9 protein-coding genes are annotated in these 18929 nt (G+C 64.9%); 2 read left to right on the top strand and 7 right to left on the bottom strand.

The genetic code is table 11. The features are described from left to right. Positions 1 to 46: 46 nt before the first annotated feature. The gene (locus Q0C17_RS04905) at positions 47 to 868 is read right to left on the bottom strand and encodes an enoyl-CoA hydratase/isomerase family protein (RefSeq protein WP_291202212.1); all 822 of its coding nucleotides are present in this window, start codon (positions 866 to 868) and stop codon (positions 47 to 49) included. A 128-nt stretch (positions 869 to 996) separates the two neighbouring features. Between Q0C17_RS04905 and Q0C17_RS04900 the strand changes: the two genes are divergently transcribed. Further along, entirely contained in the window at positions 997 to 1797 is an 801-nt protein-coding gene (locus tag Q0C17_RS04900) for a TIGR03084 family metal-binding protein (RefSeq protein ID WP_291202208.1), read from the top strand. A 71-nt stretch (positions 1798 to 1868) separates the two neighbouring features. Next, complete coding sequence (locus tag Q0C17_RS04895; RefSeq protein ID WP_291202205.1) at positions 1869 to 2666, top strand: crotonase/enoyl-CoA hydratase family protein; 798 nt, start codon at positions 1869 to 1871, stop codon at positions 2664 to 2666. Between the two features lie 343 nt (positions 2667 to 3009). On the opposite strand, the gene Q0C17_RS04890 is transcribed toward Q0C17_RS04895, so the two are convergent. From Q0C17_RS04890 to Q0C17_RS04865, 6 genes are all read right to left on the bottom strand, one after another. Further along, a complete protein-coding gene (locus Q0C17_RS04890; protein ID WP_291202202.1) occupies positions 3010 to 4209 on the bottom strand; it encodes a CaiB/BaiF CoA-transferase family protein in 1200 nt (399 codons plus the stop codon). A 77-nt stretch (positions 4210 to 4286) separates the two neighbouring features. Beyond that, positions 4287 to 5972: a hypothetical protein gene (locus Q0C17_RS04885; protein ID WP_291202199.1), complete on the bottom strand. Its 1686-nt coding sequence runs from the start codon at positions 5970 to 5972 to the stop codon at positions 4287 to 4289. Between the two features lie 49 nt (positions 5973 to 6021). Further along, a complete protein-coding gene (locus Q0C17_RS04880) occupies positions 6022 to 7203 on the bottom strand; it encodes an OmpA family protein (protein ID WP_291202196.1) in 1182 nt (393 codons plus the stop codon). A 284-nt stretch (positions 7204 to 7487) separates the two neighbouring features. Beyond that, entirely contained in the window at positions 7488 to 13583 is a 6096-nt protein-coding gene (locus tag Q0C17_RS04875; RefSeq protein WP_291202193.1) for a beta-ketoacyl synthase N-terminal-like domain-containing protein, read from the bottom strand. Then, positions 13580 to 14866, bottom strand: coding sequence for an SDR family NAD(P)-dependent oxidoreductase (locus Q0C17_RS04870; RefSeq protein ID WP_291202190.1), 1287 nt, complete (start codon positions 14864 to 14866; stop codon positions 13580 to 13582). The genes Q0C17_RS04875 and Q0C17_RS04870 overlap by 4 nt, the downstream gene beginning before the upstream one ends. A 137-nt stretch (positions 14867 to 15003) precedes the next feature. Then, positions 15004 to 18927 (bottom strand): beta-ketoacyl synthase N-terminal-like domain-containing protein, encoded by a 3924-nt coding sequence (locus Q0C17_RS04865; RefSeq protein WP_291202187.1) that lies wholly within the window; start codon positions 18925 to 18927, stop codon positions 15004 to 15006. Between the last annotated feature and the right edge of the window lie 2 nt (positions 18928 to 18929).

Here is an 18929-nt window from a genome sequence, read left to right as displayed (position 1 = left end):
ATACGCTTCCATTCGGTCAAATCGAAACTGCAGGGGCTGCTGCGGGTCAGGCGTCCTTCCAGACCGGCGGACGGCGTGCAAGGAAGGCTGTGAGGCCTTCACGGAAATCCGCCGTCTGGGCCGTGAGAATCTGGTTGCGGTCTTCCAGCGCGATCGCGGCTTCGATACCGCCGGCGTCGAGATTGATATTCAGCGCTTCCTTGGACAGGCGCAGGCCGAGCGGGGAGGTGGTGAGCATCAAGTCGATGTCTTCCTGCGCGGCGGCTCCAAGCTCCGAATCCGGAACGACCTGGGCGACGAGGCCGACACGCAGGGCGCGCTCAGCATTGATGAACTTGCCGGTAAGGATGAGTTCTGCGGCCAGCGAAGCGCCGACAAGGCGCGGCAGGAAGTAGGACGAGCCGATATCGCAGCCGCCGAGGCCAATGCGGATATAGGCGCAGTTCATGCGCGCGCTTTCGCCGGCGATACGGATGTCGGAGGCGAGCGCAAGCGAGAAGCCGCCGCCGCAAGCTGGCCCGTGGATCAGCGAGATTATCGGCTGAGGACAACGGCGCATAGCCATCACGATCTCGGCTATCCTGCGCTGGGTCTTGAGGCCGCGCTGCACGCCGCCGCCGGAGGCCGTGTCGTTGCCGGAGGATTCGTTCTTGAGATCGAGCCCGGCGCAGAAGGCACGGCCCGCGCCGCGCAGCACGACGATCCGAACATCTTTTCGATCAGCGAGGGCGAGGAAATAGTCGCGCAGGTCCTCGATCATGGCCGGGTTCAAGGCGTTCAGGGCATCGGGCCGGTTCAGCGTCACCCATTCGACGGCGCCTCGGGCCTCCACAAGCAGGCGCGGGGCTTCGGTGGCGGATTTGGTCATGGCGGTCTCTCCGTGTTTGGGCCGGAGTGTGCCTGCGGGCGCCCCATCCGGCCAGACCTGTCGCCGGGGGAGGGGTTGCGCGGGGCTAGGCATACGGGAAACTGGAGTGAAACGGCGGGAGACCCGGTATGGAACAGGCTGAAGACTTCCGGCAGGAAACGCGCGCGCTGCACGCGCTGGTGTCGGCATTGCCGGTCAGCAGCTACACCGAAGCCACTCAGTTCAAGGGCTGGACGACCGTCGACGTCATCCGCCACCTGCATTTCTGGAACCGGATGGCGCATTCACAGCTGACCGATCCGGAAGGACTGGTCGGGCACCTCAAGCAAATGGCAACGCGCGGCATCGCCATGCGCGCCTATGAGGCGGAACAGCTGGGGCACCTAGGTCCGGAAGCGCTGGTGGCTGAATGGGCGGCCTTTGCGGACGCGACGGCCGACATCTTCGCCACAGCAGATCCCAAATCGCGCCTCAAGTGGGCCGGACCCGACATGAGCGCGCGTTCGTCCATCACGGCGCGCCTGATGGAGACCTGGGCGCACGGGCAGGAAGTGTATGACCATGCCGGCGTGGTGCGGAAGAACGCTGACAGGATCGGCAATATCGTCACACTTGGCGTCAATACGTTCGGCTGGACCTATGCCACGCGACGTGAGACGCCGCCGGGCCCGATGCCGTACCTTGTGCTGACGGCGCCATCCGGTGCGGTTTGGACGCACGGCGAGCCGAGCGATAGCGGCCGAATCGAAGGGCTGGCCGAAGAGTTCTGCCAGGTCGTGACGCAAACGCGGAACATCGCCGACACGGCGCTCAAGGTGACAGGTACGGTGGCAATGGACTGGATGAGCAAGGCCCAGTGCTTTGCTGGCCCGCCCAATCCGCCACCGGCGCCGGGCACGCGCTTCACCCGCAAAGCCGCCAGCGCCTGATCCGGCTGGACAAGCCGCCCGCCATCGTTACGAAACTTGCCGACACAAAGCCTTTCAGGGAGCTCTCCGCCATGTCGATCCTTCTGCTTGAGAAACGCGGGCCGATTGCCCTTCTGACGCTGAACCGTCCGGAGATGATGAATGCGCTTGGGCAGGAGGGCGATGGCCCGGCCGTAACCGCGGTTTGCGCCGAGATCACCGCCGACCCGATGATCCGCTGCGCAATACTCACCGGCGCCGGGCGCGCCTTCTCCGCCGGCGGTGATGTAAAGGCGATGAAGGAGAAACAGGGCGCGTTCGGGGGCAGCCCGGCGGATATCCGCGAAGGCTACCGCCGAAACATCCACATGATTGTGCGCTCCATCTACAATCTGGAAGTCCCGCTGATCTCGGCCATCAACGGCCCGGCGATCGGGCTCGGCTGCGATGTGGCCTGCATGGCGGACATCCGCATCGCCGCGGACACTGCGAAGATGGGCGTGACCTTCCTGAAGCTCGGCCTCATTCCGGGAGATGGCGGCGCCTGGCTGCTGCCGCGCCTGATCGGCGCCTCGCGCGCGGCAGAGCTTCTGTTCACCGGTGATGTGATTGACGCAAAGACCGCTGCTGAATGGGGCCTCGTGTCGCGAGTGGTGCCGGCGGACAAACTGATGGACGAAGCGCTGGCGCTGGCGAACAAGATCGCCCAGCAGCCCCCGCAGGCGCTGCGTCTCGCCAAGACGCTGATGCGCCATGGCACGACCTCGTCCTATGACACGATCATGGAAATGTCGGCCGCCGCGCAGGCGCTGATGCACGAGACGAACGATCACGTGGAAGGCGTCAACGCCATCATCGAGAAGCGCGCACCCGTATTCAAGGGCAACTAGTCAAGCACACCCAGCCGGAGAGGGCGGTGCACTTCCGGCTCTGCGTGACTTTCGGGTCTGCAGATGGGTTCCGGGCCAATTGCGGCGTGGACGGATAAATCCAGGGGAAGAGCCTGTGTGCTCACGTGCACAGGAACCTCGCGCATTGGTTTCAGGAAGCAGGCTGCCTTTCATGCGTCCTGGCGCCAAACCGGGAGTTCTCGGATCGCCTCCTTTTGTATCCGGGCTAAAGCAAGCATCATAACCGGGGGCGACATCTGGCAGGGTTCGCCCAGCGAATGATCCGTCGTTACAGGTGAAACCTGCTGCGAAGCACCGTTTGTGTGCCTAGGGCCCGAAGGGTTTAGGCAACGACCTTGGCGGCGAACAACGCCTTGATTTCGGCCTCGCTCCGGCCCAGCGCGGCGAGCACTTCGGCCGTATGCTGGCCCGGCGTCGGGGACGGGCCTTTCGGGCCATCGTCCGCGCCCGGAAAACGCACCGGCGAGGCGGGCGAGGCGTAGGTCGTGCCGTCACCCTTGGCGCTTGGCGTTTGTACTATGGCGCCCGAGGCGAAGGCCTGCGGGTCCTTCGCTACATCGGCGAGCGTCTGAACCGGCGCCCAGGCGATCGATTCTGCGTCGAGACGTTTCGCCAGATCGGCCATGTCGTGCGCGGCAAAACCAGTATCGAGAATGGCGACCACTTCTGCGTTGTTGGCGCGGCGTCCTTTGGCATTGTTGAAGCGTGGATCAGTGGCGAGTTCCTCGCGCTGGATGACGCGGCAAAGCGGCGCCCAGTCCGTTTCGCCCTGACGCGCGACGATGCAGAACCACTTGTCGTCCTTCGACTGGAAGAAGTTCGAGATCGGAACATTCTGCTCCCCCCGGCCCTTCGTGGATGCAACTCTGCCAAAGAAGAGCTGGATCGCGAGGTCGGAGCCCATCGTGTAGAGGCCGGTGCGGAAGAGGGAGGCCTCGACGAGGCGGCCCCTGCCGGTGCGGGCCGCCTCGACGAGCGCGGCACAGATCCCGGCGGCGGCAGCGATGGACGTTGTATGGTCACCGAAAGCGGTGCGCAGCGGGAAGGGTTCAGCGCCTTTCGGAATAGTCAGGCTCGCAACGCCTGTGCGGCTCCAGAAGCTCGCGATGTCGAAGCCTGGACGGTCAGCGTCCGCGCCTTCGAGGCCGTAACCGGTGAGCGAGCAGTAGACGAGTTTGGGGTTGAGTGCTTTCAGGGACTCGTAGTCGAGGCCCGATCGCGTAAGGCCGCCGGGTCGGACGTTGGTGAGGAAGACGTCGGCATCCTTCACGAGTTCGCGGATCAGGGCCTGGCCTTCCAGCTTGCCGGTGTCAATGACGACCGATTTTTTGCCGCGGTTATCGAAGTCGAAAACCGGGTTGTCCTGGATATCGGTACCGATGGTGCGGAAGAAGAGGCGGATCGGATCGCCGCCAGGCGGCTCGATCTTGGTGACGTCTGCGCCCCAGTCCCGCAGGATGCATCCTGCACCGGGCGCTGCCATGTACGTCGCGTATTCGACGACTTTGATGCCTTCGAGCATGAACGCTTCCTCCTGATTATCAGGAACGGGTTTCGCCCGCTCAGGCGCAATTGCCAAGGGTTATCGCGGCGGCAGGCTTATCCGGCCTCCGGCCGTTTCGCCGAGGTTGGCAGCGCGGCAAGCTGGCGGGCCTGGCCGACCCAGTCGTCCCGTTCGATCCGCCCTTTGAAATGGTTCAGCTTGCCATCGACATAGGCCACATCAACCGGCGACCATTCGGCGACCTGCCAGAAGTAGTAGACACCGACATCGTTCAGGAGATCATTCAGCATCGGACCGACGCCAACGATCTGCTCGAGATCGTCGCTGGCGCCGAACGCAGCATGGGTGAGAAGGTTTGCTTCATCTCCTTCGCGGTGCGCCGACTTGATGGCTTCGGCGCGCTTGGCGGACGGCTCCGGGGGAGAGGGCGGCGGCGGTGCTGGCGGACGGACGGGACGAGGCACCGGGCGCGGCTCGAAGACGGCCGGCTGTTCCGGACGAATGCGGGCCTCCAGATCGGCGCGTGGCGGCTCGCCGCGGCTGCGCAGCATGTGGTGCACGGCGGTGAGACCATACTCAATGGCGGTAAGGCGATCCTGCAGGGCGCCGAGATCGAAGGTCGATTCTATGGAGCGCAGGGCGAGGTCGATACGGGTATAGTCCGGCTGCGGAGCATTGAGGACGGCGTCCTGCAAGGCCGCGAGGCGGCGCTCCAGCGACTCGTTGCGGTTCTGGTTACGCAGTTCGGTTCGGATGGACGCGAGCGAGGCGTCAAGCGCGCCAAGCTGGCTGTAGACCGGCTCAAGGTCCACCGGACGACGGGAAAGGACGTCGAGATCGCTCTCGATCCCAGCGAGCGTGCCGATCAGCGTTTCCGAGGATGGACCTGCGGCAAGGCGGGTCTCCAGCGCGGCAAGGCGTGCGACGATCGGATCCAGGTCCGGTTCGGGGATCTGCACGTCGCGCACCGCCATTTCGAGCGCGGTAACACGTTGGAGCACGACGTCCAGTTCCGGCCCCCGCGCTTTCGCAACCTCGGCGAGACCGTCGATGCCTGTCGACAGGCGCAGCAGTTCAGGACGGACGGAGAGCTCTTCGATACGCTGCTGGAGCGGGGCAAGGTTCGGCTCTGGCAGTTCGAGGTTCTCGACGGCAACCTGCAGCGCCGCGAGGCCGCTATGAACCGGGCCGAGATCTGTTTCTGGCAGGCGGATACTGCTGACCAGCTGTTCCAGGCGTTCAAGTCGGGGTTCGATGAGCGTGCGCAGTTCCGGCAGGCGCGAGTCGCTGACATGTGAAGTCAGCGCGGTGAGGCGCGTGTTGACACCGTCAATGTCCGGCATGCGCAGGTTGTCGATCCGGGCGGAGACGCCTCGCAGGTGCTGGTCAATGGCTTCGAGATGGACCGAGCGCAGCGACGAGATCGCGGCGGAAATACCGGATACGGATTGTTCGAGTGTGCCAAGGCGGGCCTGTAAAGCTGCGGCATCTTCGTCGGGCGCCGCAAAGGCATGCTGAATCTCGTAGAGCCTCTGCTCGATCGGTTGAAAGTCCGGTTGCGGCGGGCGGTAGCTTTCCAGCGCCATCTTCAGCGAATACTCGACATCCTCGCGCGTCAGCGCTTTGCCCTGCGCGAGGAAGGCATCGACTTGCCGGTTGAGCTCCGCATGAGACTCCGTCACGTCCACGAACTTGCGCCGCATCCACCACCAGGCAATGGCCGCGCCCAGCAGCGCGGCAAGCGCCAGAAGGAAGAATATTTTTGCGAGGAGAAACCACATGGTCAGGCTCCGGAAGAAACGGGTGTGAAGGTGTGTTGGGCACGGCCGGTCATTCATCGGCCCCCACGATACGGATTTCGATGCGGCGATTGAGGGCGCGGCCTTCCTCGGTTGCGTTGTCGCCGATCGGACGGGCCGGGCCATAGCCGGTTGCAATCAGTCTCGAGGGCGCAACGCCCCGCTGGATGAGGGCCGCGCGCACGGCTTCGGCACGGCGTCGGCTGAGGTCTTCGTTGATGGCGGCGCCGCCGGTATTGTCTGTGTGGCCTTCGACGCGCAACGTGCCGGGACAATCGGCGGCGGCGCGGGCAGTGAGGTCGAGCAAAGCGGCCTTGGAATTGGCTATTCGGTCGCTGCCGGGGTCGAATTCGATGCGGGACGCATCGAGCAGGCGGGTCAGTTCTTCCTCGCAGGTTTCCACCACTTCGCGCGCAAGTATCTGTATGTCGCCCACAGTGCCATACTTCAGGCTTGCGCTGGCGATCTCGCGCACGCGGTCAGCTTCAGCTGCTGGAAGTTCGCAGCGCAGGTCAAACTGGAGCGATGAGAAGCTCGCCGTCCCGATGTCACAAAGCTTCAGAGTTTCCACACCCCGCAGCGCCGCATCGCGAAATCCGGGTGGGGAGGGAATGCCGATCGCCTCAAGGTTATTCTGCACTTCCTCGATCCGCACCGGCCGATTTGTGTTGGCTGCCTGAAACACGGCGTCGCGGGTCGCGATGTCGGGTACACGGCCATCAAGCGTGAGCTTCGGACCGGAAAGACGGAACAGGAATTCCGGCTGGTCACGTTTCGCGGACAACGTTCCATCCGTCTCGCCATTGGCCTGGTTGGGCCGCACCGACTCCGGACCGAAACTGCCGGTCACCCGTGTGGCGGGACGTGCCTGTCCGAGCCAGGTAGGCGCGCGGGCCCTTCGGATGTCATTGAGCAGGCGTTCACCTGCCTCGGGTGTCGGCGGCATGCCGGTGACCTTCACCCATTGGCCCGAAACACTGATACTCGCCCAGTCGGCGCCGGCATCGGCCACCACCTGTTCGGCAGCGCGGCGCACCACGCGCTCGACACTGTGCGGCGCGAAGGTACTCCAGGCGATGAGGGTGAGCAGCAAGAGACCGAGAACCGGCAGCAAGCCATAAGGAAGGAAGGGCAGGCCATCGCCGGACGCGACACGGAACCGGCGGACGCGGTGCGTGACCGTTTCCTTACGCGCCTCCGTCTCCTGGTTCATTTGGAATCCCTTCAAGGACATGACGCTCCTGGTGCGAAGCGCCCCCCAGTCCCGTCTTGAAGTAAAGCCATAATAGAACAGGCGCAGCAATACTTCGCACCAACCGGTTGCGGGTTCACTGCAGTTTGCCCATGCAGGCTGGGAAACAGGGTAAATTTGCTCGCCAATCACGCGAGTTCAGTGGGCATTTCGGCTCCATCTTACAGAAACACAACGCGGCGAAGATTGTATTCCCAAGCATTACTCGCGTGTCAGGCGAATACTCCCGTTGCCAACATTTGAGTTCAACGCAGGGATGGCTTGCTGAATGCGATCGTCAGAGGATTGGCCTCATAGATCCGCAGTCCGTCGCACCAGAGCGATCCGCGCGCAGTGGCGAGGATCCGGTCTAGCCGCGCTTCAAGGCTGAGAAGCTCGATGATGGTCGTGACTTCCCGCTTCTCCGGCGTGACCTGGCCACGATAAGACCATTTTACGCGCTCACCGATGGCGGGTGTCTCTGCCGCCATGCCTTTGAGGGCGTCGGCGGGTACTTTCAGAAGCACGGCGCGCATCAAAAGCTGCTCAAGCGCGTCGAGCCCCAGTGAGCCCGGCTGGACGGGATCGTTGAAGAAGTGAGCCTTGAAGTACCAGGCGGATGGATCGACCGCCTGCCTGCCGCGAATGAGGCCAAGGCCGGCGCTGCCGCCTGCAGGGTCAAAATAGTCAGCGCGGTCGAGCATGCGCAGCTGGCCGGATGCGAGGCGAGGATCGACGGGAGATAGGTCGGCGCCGGACGCAGCAGGCAGGGAGATGTAAGTGCGATCCTTCTCCAGGATCGGCAAGCCTGCCTGACGTACCAGCGCGGCGGCCGGGAAGAAGCCGAACTTTGTCTCAAGTTCCATCACGGGCTCGCCCGTCTTCAGATGGGCGATGACGTTGAAAGCCACCAGCGTCATCGGGCCGACCTTCGAGAAACTCGACAGGGTCGTCCCCACACAGATGGTTCCATCATTTGGGCCGATCATCCGGTGAATCTTGCCGTCGCCCTCCAGGTTGCGGAAGCGGTCGCCGCCTTCGAGGGCAAAGCCGCAATGGCTTGCGAGCCAGCCGCAGGGCTGCAGGATGATTTCGTTGAGCACCGCGAAAGGCATCGAGCCGGAGTTATTGTCAGCGAAATACCAGGCTTCCGGCGGGATATCGTACTCGGCCGCAATGCGAGCGCCGGCCTGCTGCGCACCGGGCCGCGTGGACACGTCGGTGACCCGCGTCATCACATGATAGGGCGGCTGGGGCAGGCGAGGCACGCGGCCGCCCTTGTCGAACCGGTCATACATGGCGCCGAACGCCGCCGAAGGCGGACCGTTGGCGCAATCGAGCAGCGCTTCCTGGTCGCCGCGGCTTTCGCGCTCAGGGCCGACGCGGATCGGCGCCGAGGAAATGCGCGGCGCCGGCCAGTTGCGCCGCAGCTGGATGCCGAAGCGCGGGCAATAGAAGACCTTGCGGCCATCAGACCGCGCGAGCAGGGAAGCGAACACGCGCGGCGTTTCGCCGGGGATCACCTCGTCGATAAAGACTTCATAGGTGATGTCGTGATCCTTGTCGGGGACTACCTGGCCCCGGCAGATGAACTTGGCGGTCTCGCCCGGCACCGGCTCGAAGACATAGCCATCGCGTTCCTGCGTCAGGCCGAGGGCGGCGGCATAAAACTCAAGCGCCTGCACGGCGGCTTCGGCCATCAGCGTGCCCGGCATGCAGGGATCATTATGGAAGTGCCCCTCGTAGAACCATGCATCTGTCGTCACGCGTGAATTGGCGCGCAGGTAGCCGCGCTTCCACGGGCCGCCTTCGGGATCAAAGGCGCTGACGCTCTCGAAGAAGTTCAGCTTGCCGGCAGGCAGGTGCGCAGGAAAGGACTGGGCGGCGCAGAGTTCGAAGCCCTTGCCGAAGCAGGCAAAAGCATCACCTGACCGGAACAACGTCACATCGGTTTCGCTGAAGGCTCGCTTCGTGCTGGCGCGGCTCGTATCGATCGGCGCGGCGCCCGTCCTAGGAGGCGGGGATGTTTCGGCGTCCCACGCGACGCCTTTACCGGAGGCGAGTTCGGCATCCGTAAAGAAGCCTGCCTGGCCCTGGCGCACAGAGAAAGCGGGCCGTCCGTTGGCGGCGCAGTCATACTGGAAGAAGAACATGCGTACGCCCGCGAAGGTCGCGTGCTGTGTGATCTCGATCTGGAATTTCAACGTATCGCGGGCCAGCGGCAAGCCGCCTTCATGGAAGGTGATTTCGCAGCCGAGCAGGCGGTAGACACGCTCGCTCTGGTTCTTGAGGTCAGCGCCCATCCAGCCGATCAGCGTGAGGTCCGCCTGACCGCACTCGATCAGTGGGCCGGGGCGGACGCGGCCATCGTGCGTGTACCATCCGCCTGCTGAGAGATCGGTCTCCGTCCAGATGACACCGGCGCCTTCGACCCCGGCCTCGGCATCGATGCCGGTGATCCGGTCGACCAGCAAGAGCGGCGCTGCGGGCAGGCGCACCTGACGCGTATACTGGTCCTGTGCCTTGAAGGTTTCGCCGAAGAAGGTCGACATTTCGCCGCGTGCGGACGCTTCGACGGCGTCCCGATCCCAGGCCTTGCCGGTGGGTTGGCGGGGCGCCAGCGGCGTGCGGCCGGAAACAACGCCGGCTGGCGGAGGCAACTTCGCAGCTTTGGCACCTGGTGCAGACGGAAAGGGGATGCGTCCTTGGGGGGCTGCATCCCGGACTTGCGGCAGGTAAACCGGAGGGGGGAGTGGCGGCGCGGCGGGGAGACCACCCGTCGCGCGGCGCGTTGGTCGAAGGACTGGCGCAGGCAGATGGGCAGGGCGGGAAACCTTGTAGGGCTCCGCATGGCGCCACGGGTTCTTCCGCGCTTCAGCCAGGCGCGCAGCGATACGGTCGATACGAACGGGATAACCACGCGCGAACAGCGTAGCGGTGAGTTCTGCGACCTGCGTAAGCTCTGCATTCTCGACACGGTCGGTAGCCACAGCGAGGTGCGGTTTTCCGGCGAGTATCTGCGAGATGCTTTGGGTGAGCGTGTCGCGCGGCCCGAGTTCAACGAAAGTGCGCACACCGTCTTCCCACGCCTGGCGGATCGTGGCGGGGAAGTCGACTGTGGCGATCGCCTGCCGGGTCAGCATGTCGGCAACCCTGGCTTTGGTCGGCATGTAGGCGGCGTTGATGGCATTCGCGTAGAGGCGCACGGTGCTGCCTCGGGAGACGGGCCTCGTATGCAACTCGCGCCACTTGTCTTCGAACGGTTTCATGGCGTTGGCGTGAACGACGAGATGCTGGTGCATCAGCGTGCCTGTGCCTGCGCCGAGGCGCTGGCAGAGCGCGCGGCAGGCGTCCGCCGGGCCGCCGATCATCAGGTCGTCATCGGTGTAGATGATTGTGATCTCGACATTCGGGGATGACGCGATCTCCTGGCGCACCTTTGCGACCGGCGCACGAACGCGCCAATTGGTCCAGCCAGCGGGAACGTTCGGGCCCCACGCTTCTCCCGCGGTCTCGAAAGCGCCACCGAGATGGCGCTCGTACATAGCAGCCGCTTCGATATCGTCGAGCAGTCCGCCCATGTCCTTCCAGTAGCCAAAGGCGAAGAGCGCATTGCTTTCGCCCAGTGACAGGCCGATGGCGGCGTCGGGAGAGAGTTCAAGCACATCGCGCAGGAGGATCGCATGGGCCTGCGTCACCAGCGAGACGGCGCACAATTGTTCGTATTCGGACAGGGACGCCTTGGCCAGCAGCGGCGTCATCGCCTGCGCCTTGGGAAGCTTGCCAAGCGTTTCGGCTACTTCCGGGAATGCCATCAACAGACCGCGCCCCATCCGGGGGTAGGACGCAGCGGAGCCCGTGAGCGCAAAGGCGAGTTCACCCTCTGGCGCGCCGTCACCGAACCAGATGCCAGCGCCCGCTGGCGCCGCCCTTGTGTCAAGCGCGGCAGCAGCGCCAGCGCAGCGCGCCGACAGCTCGCCCGCGTCTTTTCCGAGGACGGCAATGCGCAAGCGGCCGGAGCCGCCTGTCTTGCCTGCCTTCAGACGATTGGCGAGGGCGGAGTGCGACGCGGCGGCCGCGAAAAAGAGGTGCGGCACGGCACGCAGCATATCCGGCGTGACCTGGGGCGGCGAGGCTTGCGCAGACAGGCTCACGGCTTGCGCAAATCCGTTACCACCGGCCGATACAGCAAACGAGCCATGTGACTTGAGCGCTACCGAAACGCCTTCGGACGTCAGTTCATGTGACCGCGCGGCGAGACTTAGCGACACGGCAAGATCAAACAGACCTGTTGTCACCGGCGCTTCGCCGTATACGGAGCATAGGACCGCGCTGGCTGAGTTTTCCGGCCGCGAGGCCCAGCGCAGGGTTTCCAGCGTCCCGAGAATGGAATCACCCGCAGATTCAGCTTCCGTCCGGCGCTTGAGGGCGAGGGAGGCGGCGCGGTCCGCGGTCCCGTTCCGGACAGGATCGGTGGCCGCGAAGCTTGCGCCGGAAACCAAAGCGAGGTCCAGGGTGCGCGACGCCAGGGCCGCAATGGCGACATCAAGCGCCGCCAGACCCGAGGCGTCCTCAGCAGAGATTGCGAAACCCTGGCCTCGGAAATCTTCGCTCGACGTGATGCGGTTGGCCGCCATGTTTGCCATCGCGCCCAGCACATCTGCGGCGACGAGCGGTGGGGCAATGGCATCGAGCAGGGCGTCCAGATCATCGTGACCGGCAGCGATATGTGCGGCCTTCACGCGCTCACGAATGGGCCAGCGGGCCGAGTCGTCGGCGCACTGGATGCCCGCGAACACGCCGCACTGTTCAGCGGCAGGGCGGTGGACGCCGTCCAGCGCCATCTGCGCAACATCAAAGACGGCAAGCTGTTGCGCTTCTGCGCGTAGCAGGTCTGAAGGCGGTATACGGGCCTTGACCGGGTCTGCGCCCGCGAGGTTCGCGAGGTGGACGGGTGTGGCAGGCGTATTCATCAGACGGCGCAGGACGCTGCGTTCGCCCCGGTCTGTGCCGGCGACAAGGCCGATGCCGACAACGACAATTTCATCGCCTGTGGCGGGCGCGATAGCGCCATGTCCGTTGACGTAGCCGCGTGCAGGTTCGTGAGCTTCCAGAATGAGGTGCGAATTGTTGCCACCGAAGCCGAAATTGCTGATGGAAGCGCGGCGCGGTGTATCACCGAAGCGTACCCATGGCTTTGCGTCCGGCAAAGGCGCGAGGCCCGTGTTTGCCAGCGGTCTAATGAGGTCGCCATCGAGCGGTGTCGGGGCCAGCGTTTCGGCTTCGAGCGAAGCTGTGAGCTTCAGGAGGCTTGCAAGGCCCGCGACCGTGATCAGATGACCCGTGTTGGCCTTGAGCGATCCGATGGCGAGTTCGCGATGTGCGCCGAACACCGCAGCCGCCGACTGGATCTCGACGCTGTCGCCGACAGGCGTGCCGGTGGCGTGACATTCGAGATAACCGATTGTGGCGGGTTCAATGCCGGACATCTCATAGGCGCGGCGCATGGCTTCCGTCTGGCCGTCGGTATCCGGCGCGAGGAAGCCTTTTCGCTTGCCGTCGTTCGAAAGGCCAATGCCTCGGATCACTCCGCGGACCGTGTCGGTCCTGCCCACATCCGACAGACGTTTCAGCACGACAGCGGCGGCGCCTTCGGAGGGGACGAGACCGTCTGCACCCTGGATGAACGGCCGCGACCGGCCCGTCGGACTGAGCGCTTTTAGCGCCTCAAATCCAATTTGCAGGATCAGGTTATCGGCGGCGTTAACCGCTCCCACAAGGGCAATGTCGATCTGGCGGCTGGCGAGTTTGCGACAGGCGATCTCAAGCGCGTAGAGAGAGGAAGCGCATGCAGCGTCAAGCGCGAAGGCGGGGCCTTCCGCGCCGATCATTCGCGCGATCAGGTGCGCCGGAAGACCAGAGTTCAACGTGTCCGTGAGCGGACGACCGGTGCGCCCGTTTCGCCAGACATCCTCGGCATACTCGACCTTGGCACGGCTGGGGTAACAAAGGTTGGCGAGAAACGCACCACGTTTGGCAGGGTCGGTGCGGGTAGCTCCTTTGACTGAGCTCCAGGCCTCCCAAGCTGCTTGCAATGGCCAGCGGTGGACGGGATCCAGCGCGGCGGTATCCACCCCTTCGAGGCGCTTCAGGCCTTCATGCGCAACCACCGGGTGGTCTACGCGCCCGGAAACGTAACGTCGAGCAGCATCCGGCGCGGCGCCTAGGCCTAGCTCCTGAGCGGTGACCGGCCGTGTGACAACCTGCTTGCGGCTGACAACATCCCATAGGGCAGATGGCGAAGCGGCGCCCGGCAGGACGCAGGCTTCTGCGACGATGGCGATGGGCTCAAAGGGGGTCATGTCGTGGCCCAGGCCTCGCCGACAACGAGTTCAACCTGCTCGGGCGCGCCGCCAAGCAGTTCGCTGACGAAGATGCGAGCGCCCTCATCCAACGGGATCAGCGGAATGCCTTGCGCCTCGAAGTGGCTGGCAAGGGCGCCATCGACCATGCCGCCGGCCCAGGGGCCCCAGTGGAAAACTTTCACCTGCGCTTCGGGAACGGTCCTTGCCAGTGAGCGGCCTGCGCTGGCGAGAAGTGCATTGGCCATCGCATAGTCGGATTGCCCCTTGTTGCCGAAGAAGGCCGCAGCGGACGAGAAGAAGGCGATGTAGCGTAGCTGGGCTGCGTCGAGCGCGGCGAGGATGTTCATCACGCCGCCGACCTTGGGCGCAAACACACGGCGCAGTTCTGCTTCGGTTTTGTCGGCGGCAAGCTTGTCGGCGAGCACGCCGGCGCCGTGGACCCAACCGGTAATCTGGCCCCACTTTGCTTGAGCCTGGGAAAGAGCACCAGAGACAGCCACGCCGTCGCCTGCGTCCAGCGGAATGTAAGCGCCTTCGGCTCCGGCTTTACGAATGGCGGCAAGGGTTTCGCGGATTTCGGCGCCGGCGAGAAGGTTGCGCGCGGTGCGGTCGATCTCTGCTGGCGTAACCCGCGCGCCGGACTGGCGGAACCGGTCGACGAGGAGTCCGCGCAGGGTTTTGAGGTCACCCGTATCAGGCAGGTCCGCCGGCCACGGTGTCTCCGCCGAACGGCCCGCCAACAGAATCGTGCCCCCCGCACGGCGGGCGAGTTCGATAGCGCATGCAGCTGTGACACCGCGCGCGCCGCCGGTGACCAGCCAGACGCCGGGCGACGCCCCTGGAATGACAGATGGCGGCGCAAGGGACGGGCCAGGCGAGGGAACAGACAAGGTTCCTGTGAAACTGATTTCGCCGTCGGCATAGCCGCTGCGGAGTGCGTGTGCGACGAGCGCTTCGCCGCCGGGCGGAAGCGTCCAGGCGAACGCGCGACTTTCCGGCCATTCCTTGCGAAGCGTCCGGCTTAGACCTTCAAGGCCAGACCAGGCATCCGCAGACTGCAGCAGCAGCGTCAATCCGCCCTCGCGTCGCGCGGCCCGGGCAGCGACGAGCGTGGCCCAATGCCGCGCGTCCGCAGCGACGTTGGTGAGACCCTCTGTGAGGATTGTTGCAGATGCACTTCCGGTCGGAACGGCAACGCGCCGGGCTTCAAACCCTGCGGCCGCAACTGTGGCCGCGATTGCGGCCGCGCTTGCGGGCTGCGCCTCTGTCACCTCAACCACGGCGCCTGCACGCAGTGTGAATGCCGGCGCAGATGCCTGGTCATGCCACAACACCGGACGCACGTCGCACCGGTAAGGTGCTACGTCAGCCCGGGGCAGATGGGGATAATGGGAAGCCCGTGTCTCCCCGTCATCCCTCAGCCGAAAAAATCGGCGATCTTCCGGATCGTGCGCAGTTCGGCGAGATGCTCAGGATCGACTTCCGGTAGCGAAGGATACTTGTCGCGCAGAGAGGAGAGGATCTCGACCTGCTTGATAGAATCCACGCCGAGTTCGCCCTCGAGGTCCATGTCATCTTCGAGCATATCAGGCGGATAACCTGTCTTCTCGGCGATCAGCGCACGGATGACGTCAGGAGACACCAGCAGCGCAGATGCAGCGGGAGCCACAGCCGGTTTCGTCTCGGCTCGGAGGGCGGAGGCTTGAGCAGCCGCTGCGGCGGGTGCCCCGCCCGGTGTTGCCGCGTCGATCATGGCCGCTATGGCTGCAATGGTGCGCAGCTCCACGAGCCGCTCGGGCTCGATTTCTGGCAGGTGCGGAAGGCGGTCGCGCAGCGAGGAAAGGATTTCCACCTGCTTGATGGAGTCGACGCCGAGTTCGCCTTCGAGGTCCATGTCGGCGTCCAGCATATCGGGCGGATAGCCTGTCTTCTCCGAAACAATGGCGCGGACGATCCCCGAAGCATCCAGCACCGGCGCTGCTGCGGCGGCGGGTTTCGGCGCCAGCGGCGCTTTGGCCGGCGCGGTGGCGGGCGCTTCGGCCGAGGTCGGTCTCACCGGCTCCGGCACGAAGGCGTGCGTGCCATTGGATCCGTTTGCTTTCGGCGCAGGGGCCGGCGCCGGCGCCGGTGGCGGCGTGTCGACGGGAGCGGGCGCTGCGGCGCGCGGCGCCGGCAGCAGTTGCGGTTCGGTCGGAAGGGCGCCGGCCTGGCCGAGCAGCACGGCGGCTGCGTTCAGGTAAGCTTTGTGACCTTCGGCCATCGCACTCAGGTAGTCCTGATGGCGAAGGGAAACCTCCTGCCAGATGCGCTCGACGGTCGACGATAAGTCTACGCGGCCGGCAGATTGGGGAGCCGTCGCCGGCGGGGCGGCGACGATTTTCCGGTCATTCTGATCGGGCATGGCAGGTTCAGTCCTCTGAAGGTTCGGTGTGGGCCCGCGCGGCGCGGGAGCGGCGATGGATTGAGCGGCGGCATTCGGCGGCGCCCGACCGGCGGCGCCATCTTTTGGGGGATACGGACGATCGTAGTTTGCACCGGTCAGAAAGACCGCGTGCCGTGACGGCTCGGGCTTCGGCGCCGGAGGCGGCGTATCTGCATAGAGCTCGGCGAGGTCAACAGTGAGGCCTGCGACTGCGAGCGCGCCGACGCCCGACAGGAACTGCGCGACTCCATTGGTGCGCTTGTTATCGAGCGACAAGACCGTGTAATCGCGCCCACCGAGGGTGTCGGAAACCAGACCGGCGACAACATTGCCCGGGCCGACCTCGATGAAGAGACGTGCACCCGCCGCATACATCGCCTCTACTTGCTCCCGGAACAGGACAGGCGAGGCGATCTGGGCAGCGAGCGCGCCGCCGAGGTCCTTCGCGGCGGCCTTGTAGGGCTGGGCCGATGCATTGGCGTAGACTGGCAGCGTGGGGCGCTTGAGGCGGAGGCCCTCGAGGGCGGACCGGAACGGCGCGACGGCCGGTTCGACGATAGACGAGTGAAAGGCGGTTGCGACCGGCAGGCGGCGCGCCTTGATGCCTTCGGCCCCGCAGCGTTGCTCTGCCGTCTGAATGACGCTGACCGGACCGGACAGGACGACCTGACTGGGGCCGTTGTCATTCGCAATGACGAGTCCGTTACCGATTTCCTTGACGAGCGGCGCGATGCGGGCAGCGGTGCACTGCACTGCGAGCATGGCGCCTTCCGTCGTTTGCGCCGCATTGGCCATCTCCCGTCCGCGCGCGGCGGCAATGGTCAGCGCGGCTTCGCGGTCAAATGCGCCGGCATAGTGCAGCGCCATGATCTCGCCGAAGCTGTGCCCGCCCGTCATGTCGGCTTCGACGCCCAACGCTTCGAGCAGCGCAAGATGCGCCAGAGACACCGCAGCGATAGCGGGTTGGGCATGCTGCATCAGCGTCAGACGCTGTTGCTGGTTGCCGAATTCAACCTGATCGAAAGCTGCGGGCGGGAAGGCGAGTTTGTGCAGCTTCAGCGCGCCGGTCACCGGATGGCTCGCGGCAAAGTCCCACAGCGCGCGCGCTGCCGGGAACGCTATGGCGAGATCTGAACCCATGCCGGGATACTGGCTGCCCTGACCGGAAAAGAGGAAGGCAATCTTGCCCGGTTCCGGCGCATTCAGAGATGCGGCGCAGCCTTGGGGTACCGGCGCGGTGCCCAGTGTTCCTGAGCTGGCAAGAGCCGCGAGCTTTGCGGCTTTGGTCGCAAGGTCTTCTGGGCCTGAAGCGACAATGGACGCCCGGGCTGCAGCATTCGCCCTGAACAGGCTGTGTGTGCCGCCGGCCTGCGAAGCAAAGGCATCCTCCCGGGGCGGAGCTTCTGAAAGGCGACGCAAGGCGCCCGCGAGGTCAGCGGTACTGTCTGCGCTGAAAAGGAAAAGCTCTGCAGGATGTACCCGCGCCGGTTTGGCGGCGGCAGACCCAGTATACTCCTCGAGCGTGACATGGAAGTTTGATCCGCCAAAACCGAACGAGCTGACCGAGGCGCGGCGCGGCCGGTTGTCAGCGGTGATCCAGGGTCGGGCTTCGGTGTTTACATAGAAACAGGCGCTGTCGCGAATGGCGTCAGCGGGTTCCTCGATCTTGATCGTCGGGGGCAGCACCTTGCGGCGCAGGGACTCTACAGCCTTGAGGAGGCTTGCAGCGCCCGCCGCCGCTTTCGTGTGGCCGATCTGCGATTTGACCGATCCCACCGCGCACCAAGGACCTTCTCCTTTGTCCGCTTCGCTGAAGACAAGATGCAGGCCTTCAATCTCTGCGCGGTCACCTGCCTTGGTGCCGGTCCCGTGTGCTTCGACGAGATCAACGGTCTCCGGGCCGTACCCCGCCTGCTCATAGGCGCGCCGCAGCGCGCGGGCCTGTCCGGACGGGAGGGGCGTGTAGATGGCGGTACCCTTGCCGTCCGACCCGCCACCTATGCCGCGAATGACGGCGTGGATCTGGTTGCCGTCGCGCTCGGCATCCTCAAGGCGGCGCAGGGCGAGCATGCCGATCCCTTCGCCGAGCATCGTCCCGTCCGAATTGTTCGAGAACGGACGGCAATCGCCAGTGGGCGACAAGGCCGGTGTCTTTGAGAAGCACATAAACATCAGGATGTCGTTCAGGGCATCCACGCCGCCGGTGAGCACCATGTCGGAATCGCCGGCGCGCAATTCGTGCAGCGCGATCTGCAAGGCAGAGAGGCTCGAGGCGCAGGCGGCGTCAGTCACATAGTTGCTGCCGCCCAGATCGAGGCGGTTGGCGATGCGGCCAGCCACCACGTTGCCAAGCAGGCCCGGGAAGGTGCTTTCCTTCCATTCGGCATAGTGGTTCTCGATGCGGGTCGCGATGGCCTGAACATCCGCCTCGGCAAGGCCAGACTGGCGCAGCCCGTTAACCCAGGCAGGACGTTGAAGGCGGCCGGCCATGTGCGCGGTCAGTTCGGTCGCCGAGGCCACGCCGAGGATGACGCTCGTCCGTGAACGGTCGATCTTGCCGCCGCTGTCCCGCTCTGCATCATCAAGTGTCATCTTTGCGGCCACGAGCGCCAGCAGCTGCGCTGAGTCCGTGGTTTGCAGCTGTGCCGGCGGTATGCCGAAAGCCAAAGGATCGAATGCGACCGGCGAGAGGAAGCCGCCGCGCCGGCCATATGTCTTGTCCTTGGTCAGCGGATTGGCGTCGTAATAGTCGTCGATCAGCCAGTGCGTCTCGGGCGTATCGCTGATCAGGTCGCGCGCCTCGAAGATGTCCCGCCAGAAGCCGGTCGTGTCGCCGCGCCCGGGAAAGATGGCACCCATGCCGACGACGGCGATCGGCTCGACAGGGCGTCTGGAACTCGGAGGACGGCGGTCAGTCATCA

This window comes from Hyphomonas sp. (genome assembly GCF_022844445.1).
GTDB lineage: Bacteria > Pseudomonadota > Alphaproteobacteria > Caulobacterales > Hyphomonadaceae > Hyphomonas.
Note: the sequence above shows the minus strand (reverse complement) of the source record. Positions and strands in the feature narration are given on the sequence as shown.

What these genes read in the sequence shown, in the direction of transcription:
- Q0C17_RS04875 (WP_291202193.1), bottom strand. Translation starts at nt 13,583, where the DNA reads ATGACCCCCTTTGAGCCCATCGCCATCGTCGCAGAAGCCTGCGTCCTG.
- Q0C17_RS04880 (WP_291202196.1), bottom strand. Translation starts at nt 7,203, where the DNA reads ATGAACCAGGAGACGGAGGCGCGTAAGGAAACGGTCACGCACCGCGTC.
- Q0C17_RS04890 (WP_291202202.1), bottom strand. Translation starts at nt 4,209, where the DNA reads ATGCTCGAAGGCATCAAAGTCGTCGAATACGCGACGTACATGGCAGCG.
- Q0C17_RS04895 (WP_291202205.1), top strand. Translation starts at nt 1,869, where the DNA reads ATGTCGATCCTTCTGCTTGAGAAACGCGGGCCGATTGCCCTTCTGACG.
- Q0C17_RS04885 (WP_291202199.1), bottom strand. Translation starts at nt 5,972, where the DNA reads ATGTGGTTTCTCCTCGCAAAAATATTCTTCCTTCTGGCGCTTGCCGCG.
- Q0C17_RS04900 (WP_291202208.1), top strand. Translation starts at nt 997, where the DNA reads ATGGAACAGGCTGAAGACTTCCGGCAGGAAACGCGCGCGCTGCACGCG.
- Q0C17_RS04905 (WP_291202212.1), bottom strand. Translation starts at nt 868, where the DNA reads ATGACCAAATCCGCCACCGAAGCCCCGCGCCTGCTTGTGGAGGCCCGA.
- Q0C17_RS04865 (WP_291202187.1), bottom strand. Translation starts at nt 18,927, where the DNA reads ATGACTGACCGCCGTCCTCCGAGTTCCAGACGCCCTGTCGAGCCGATC.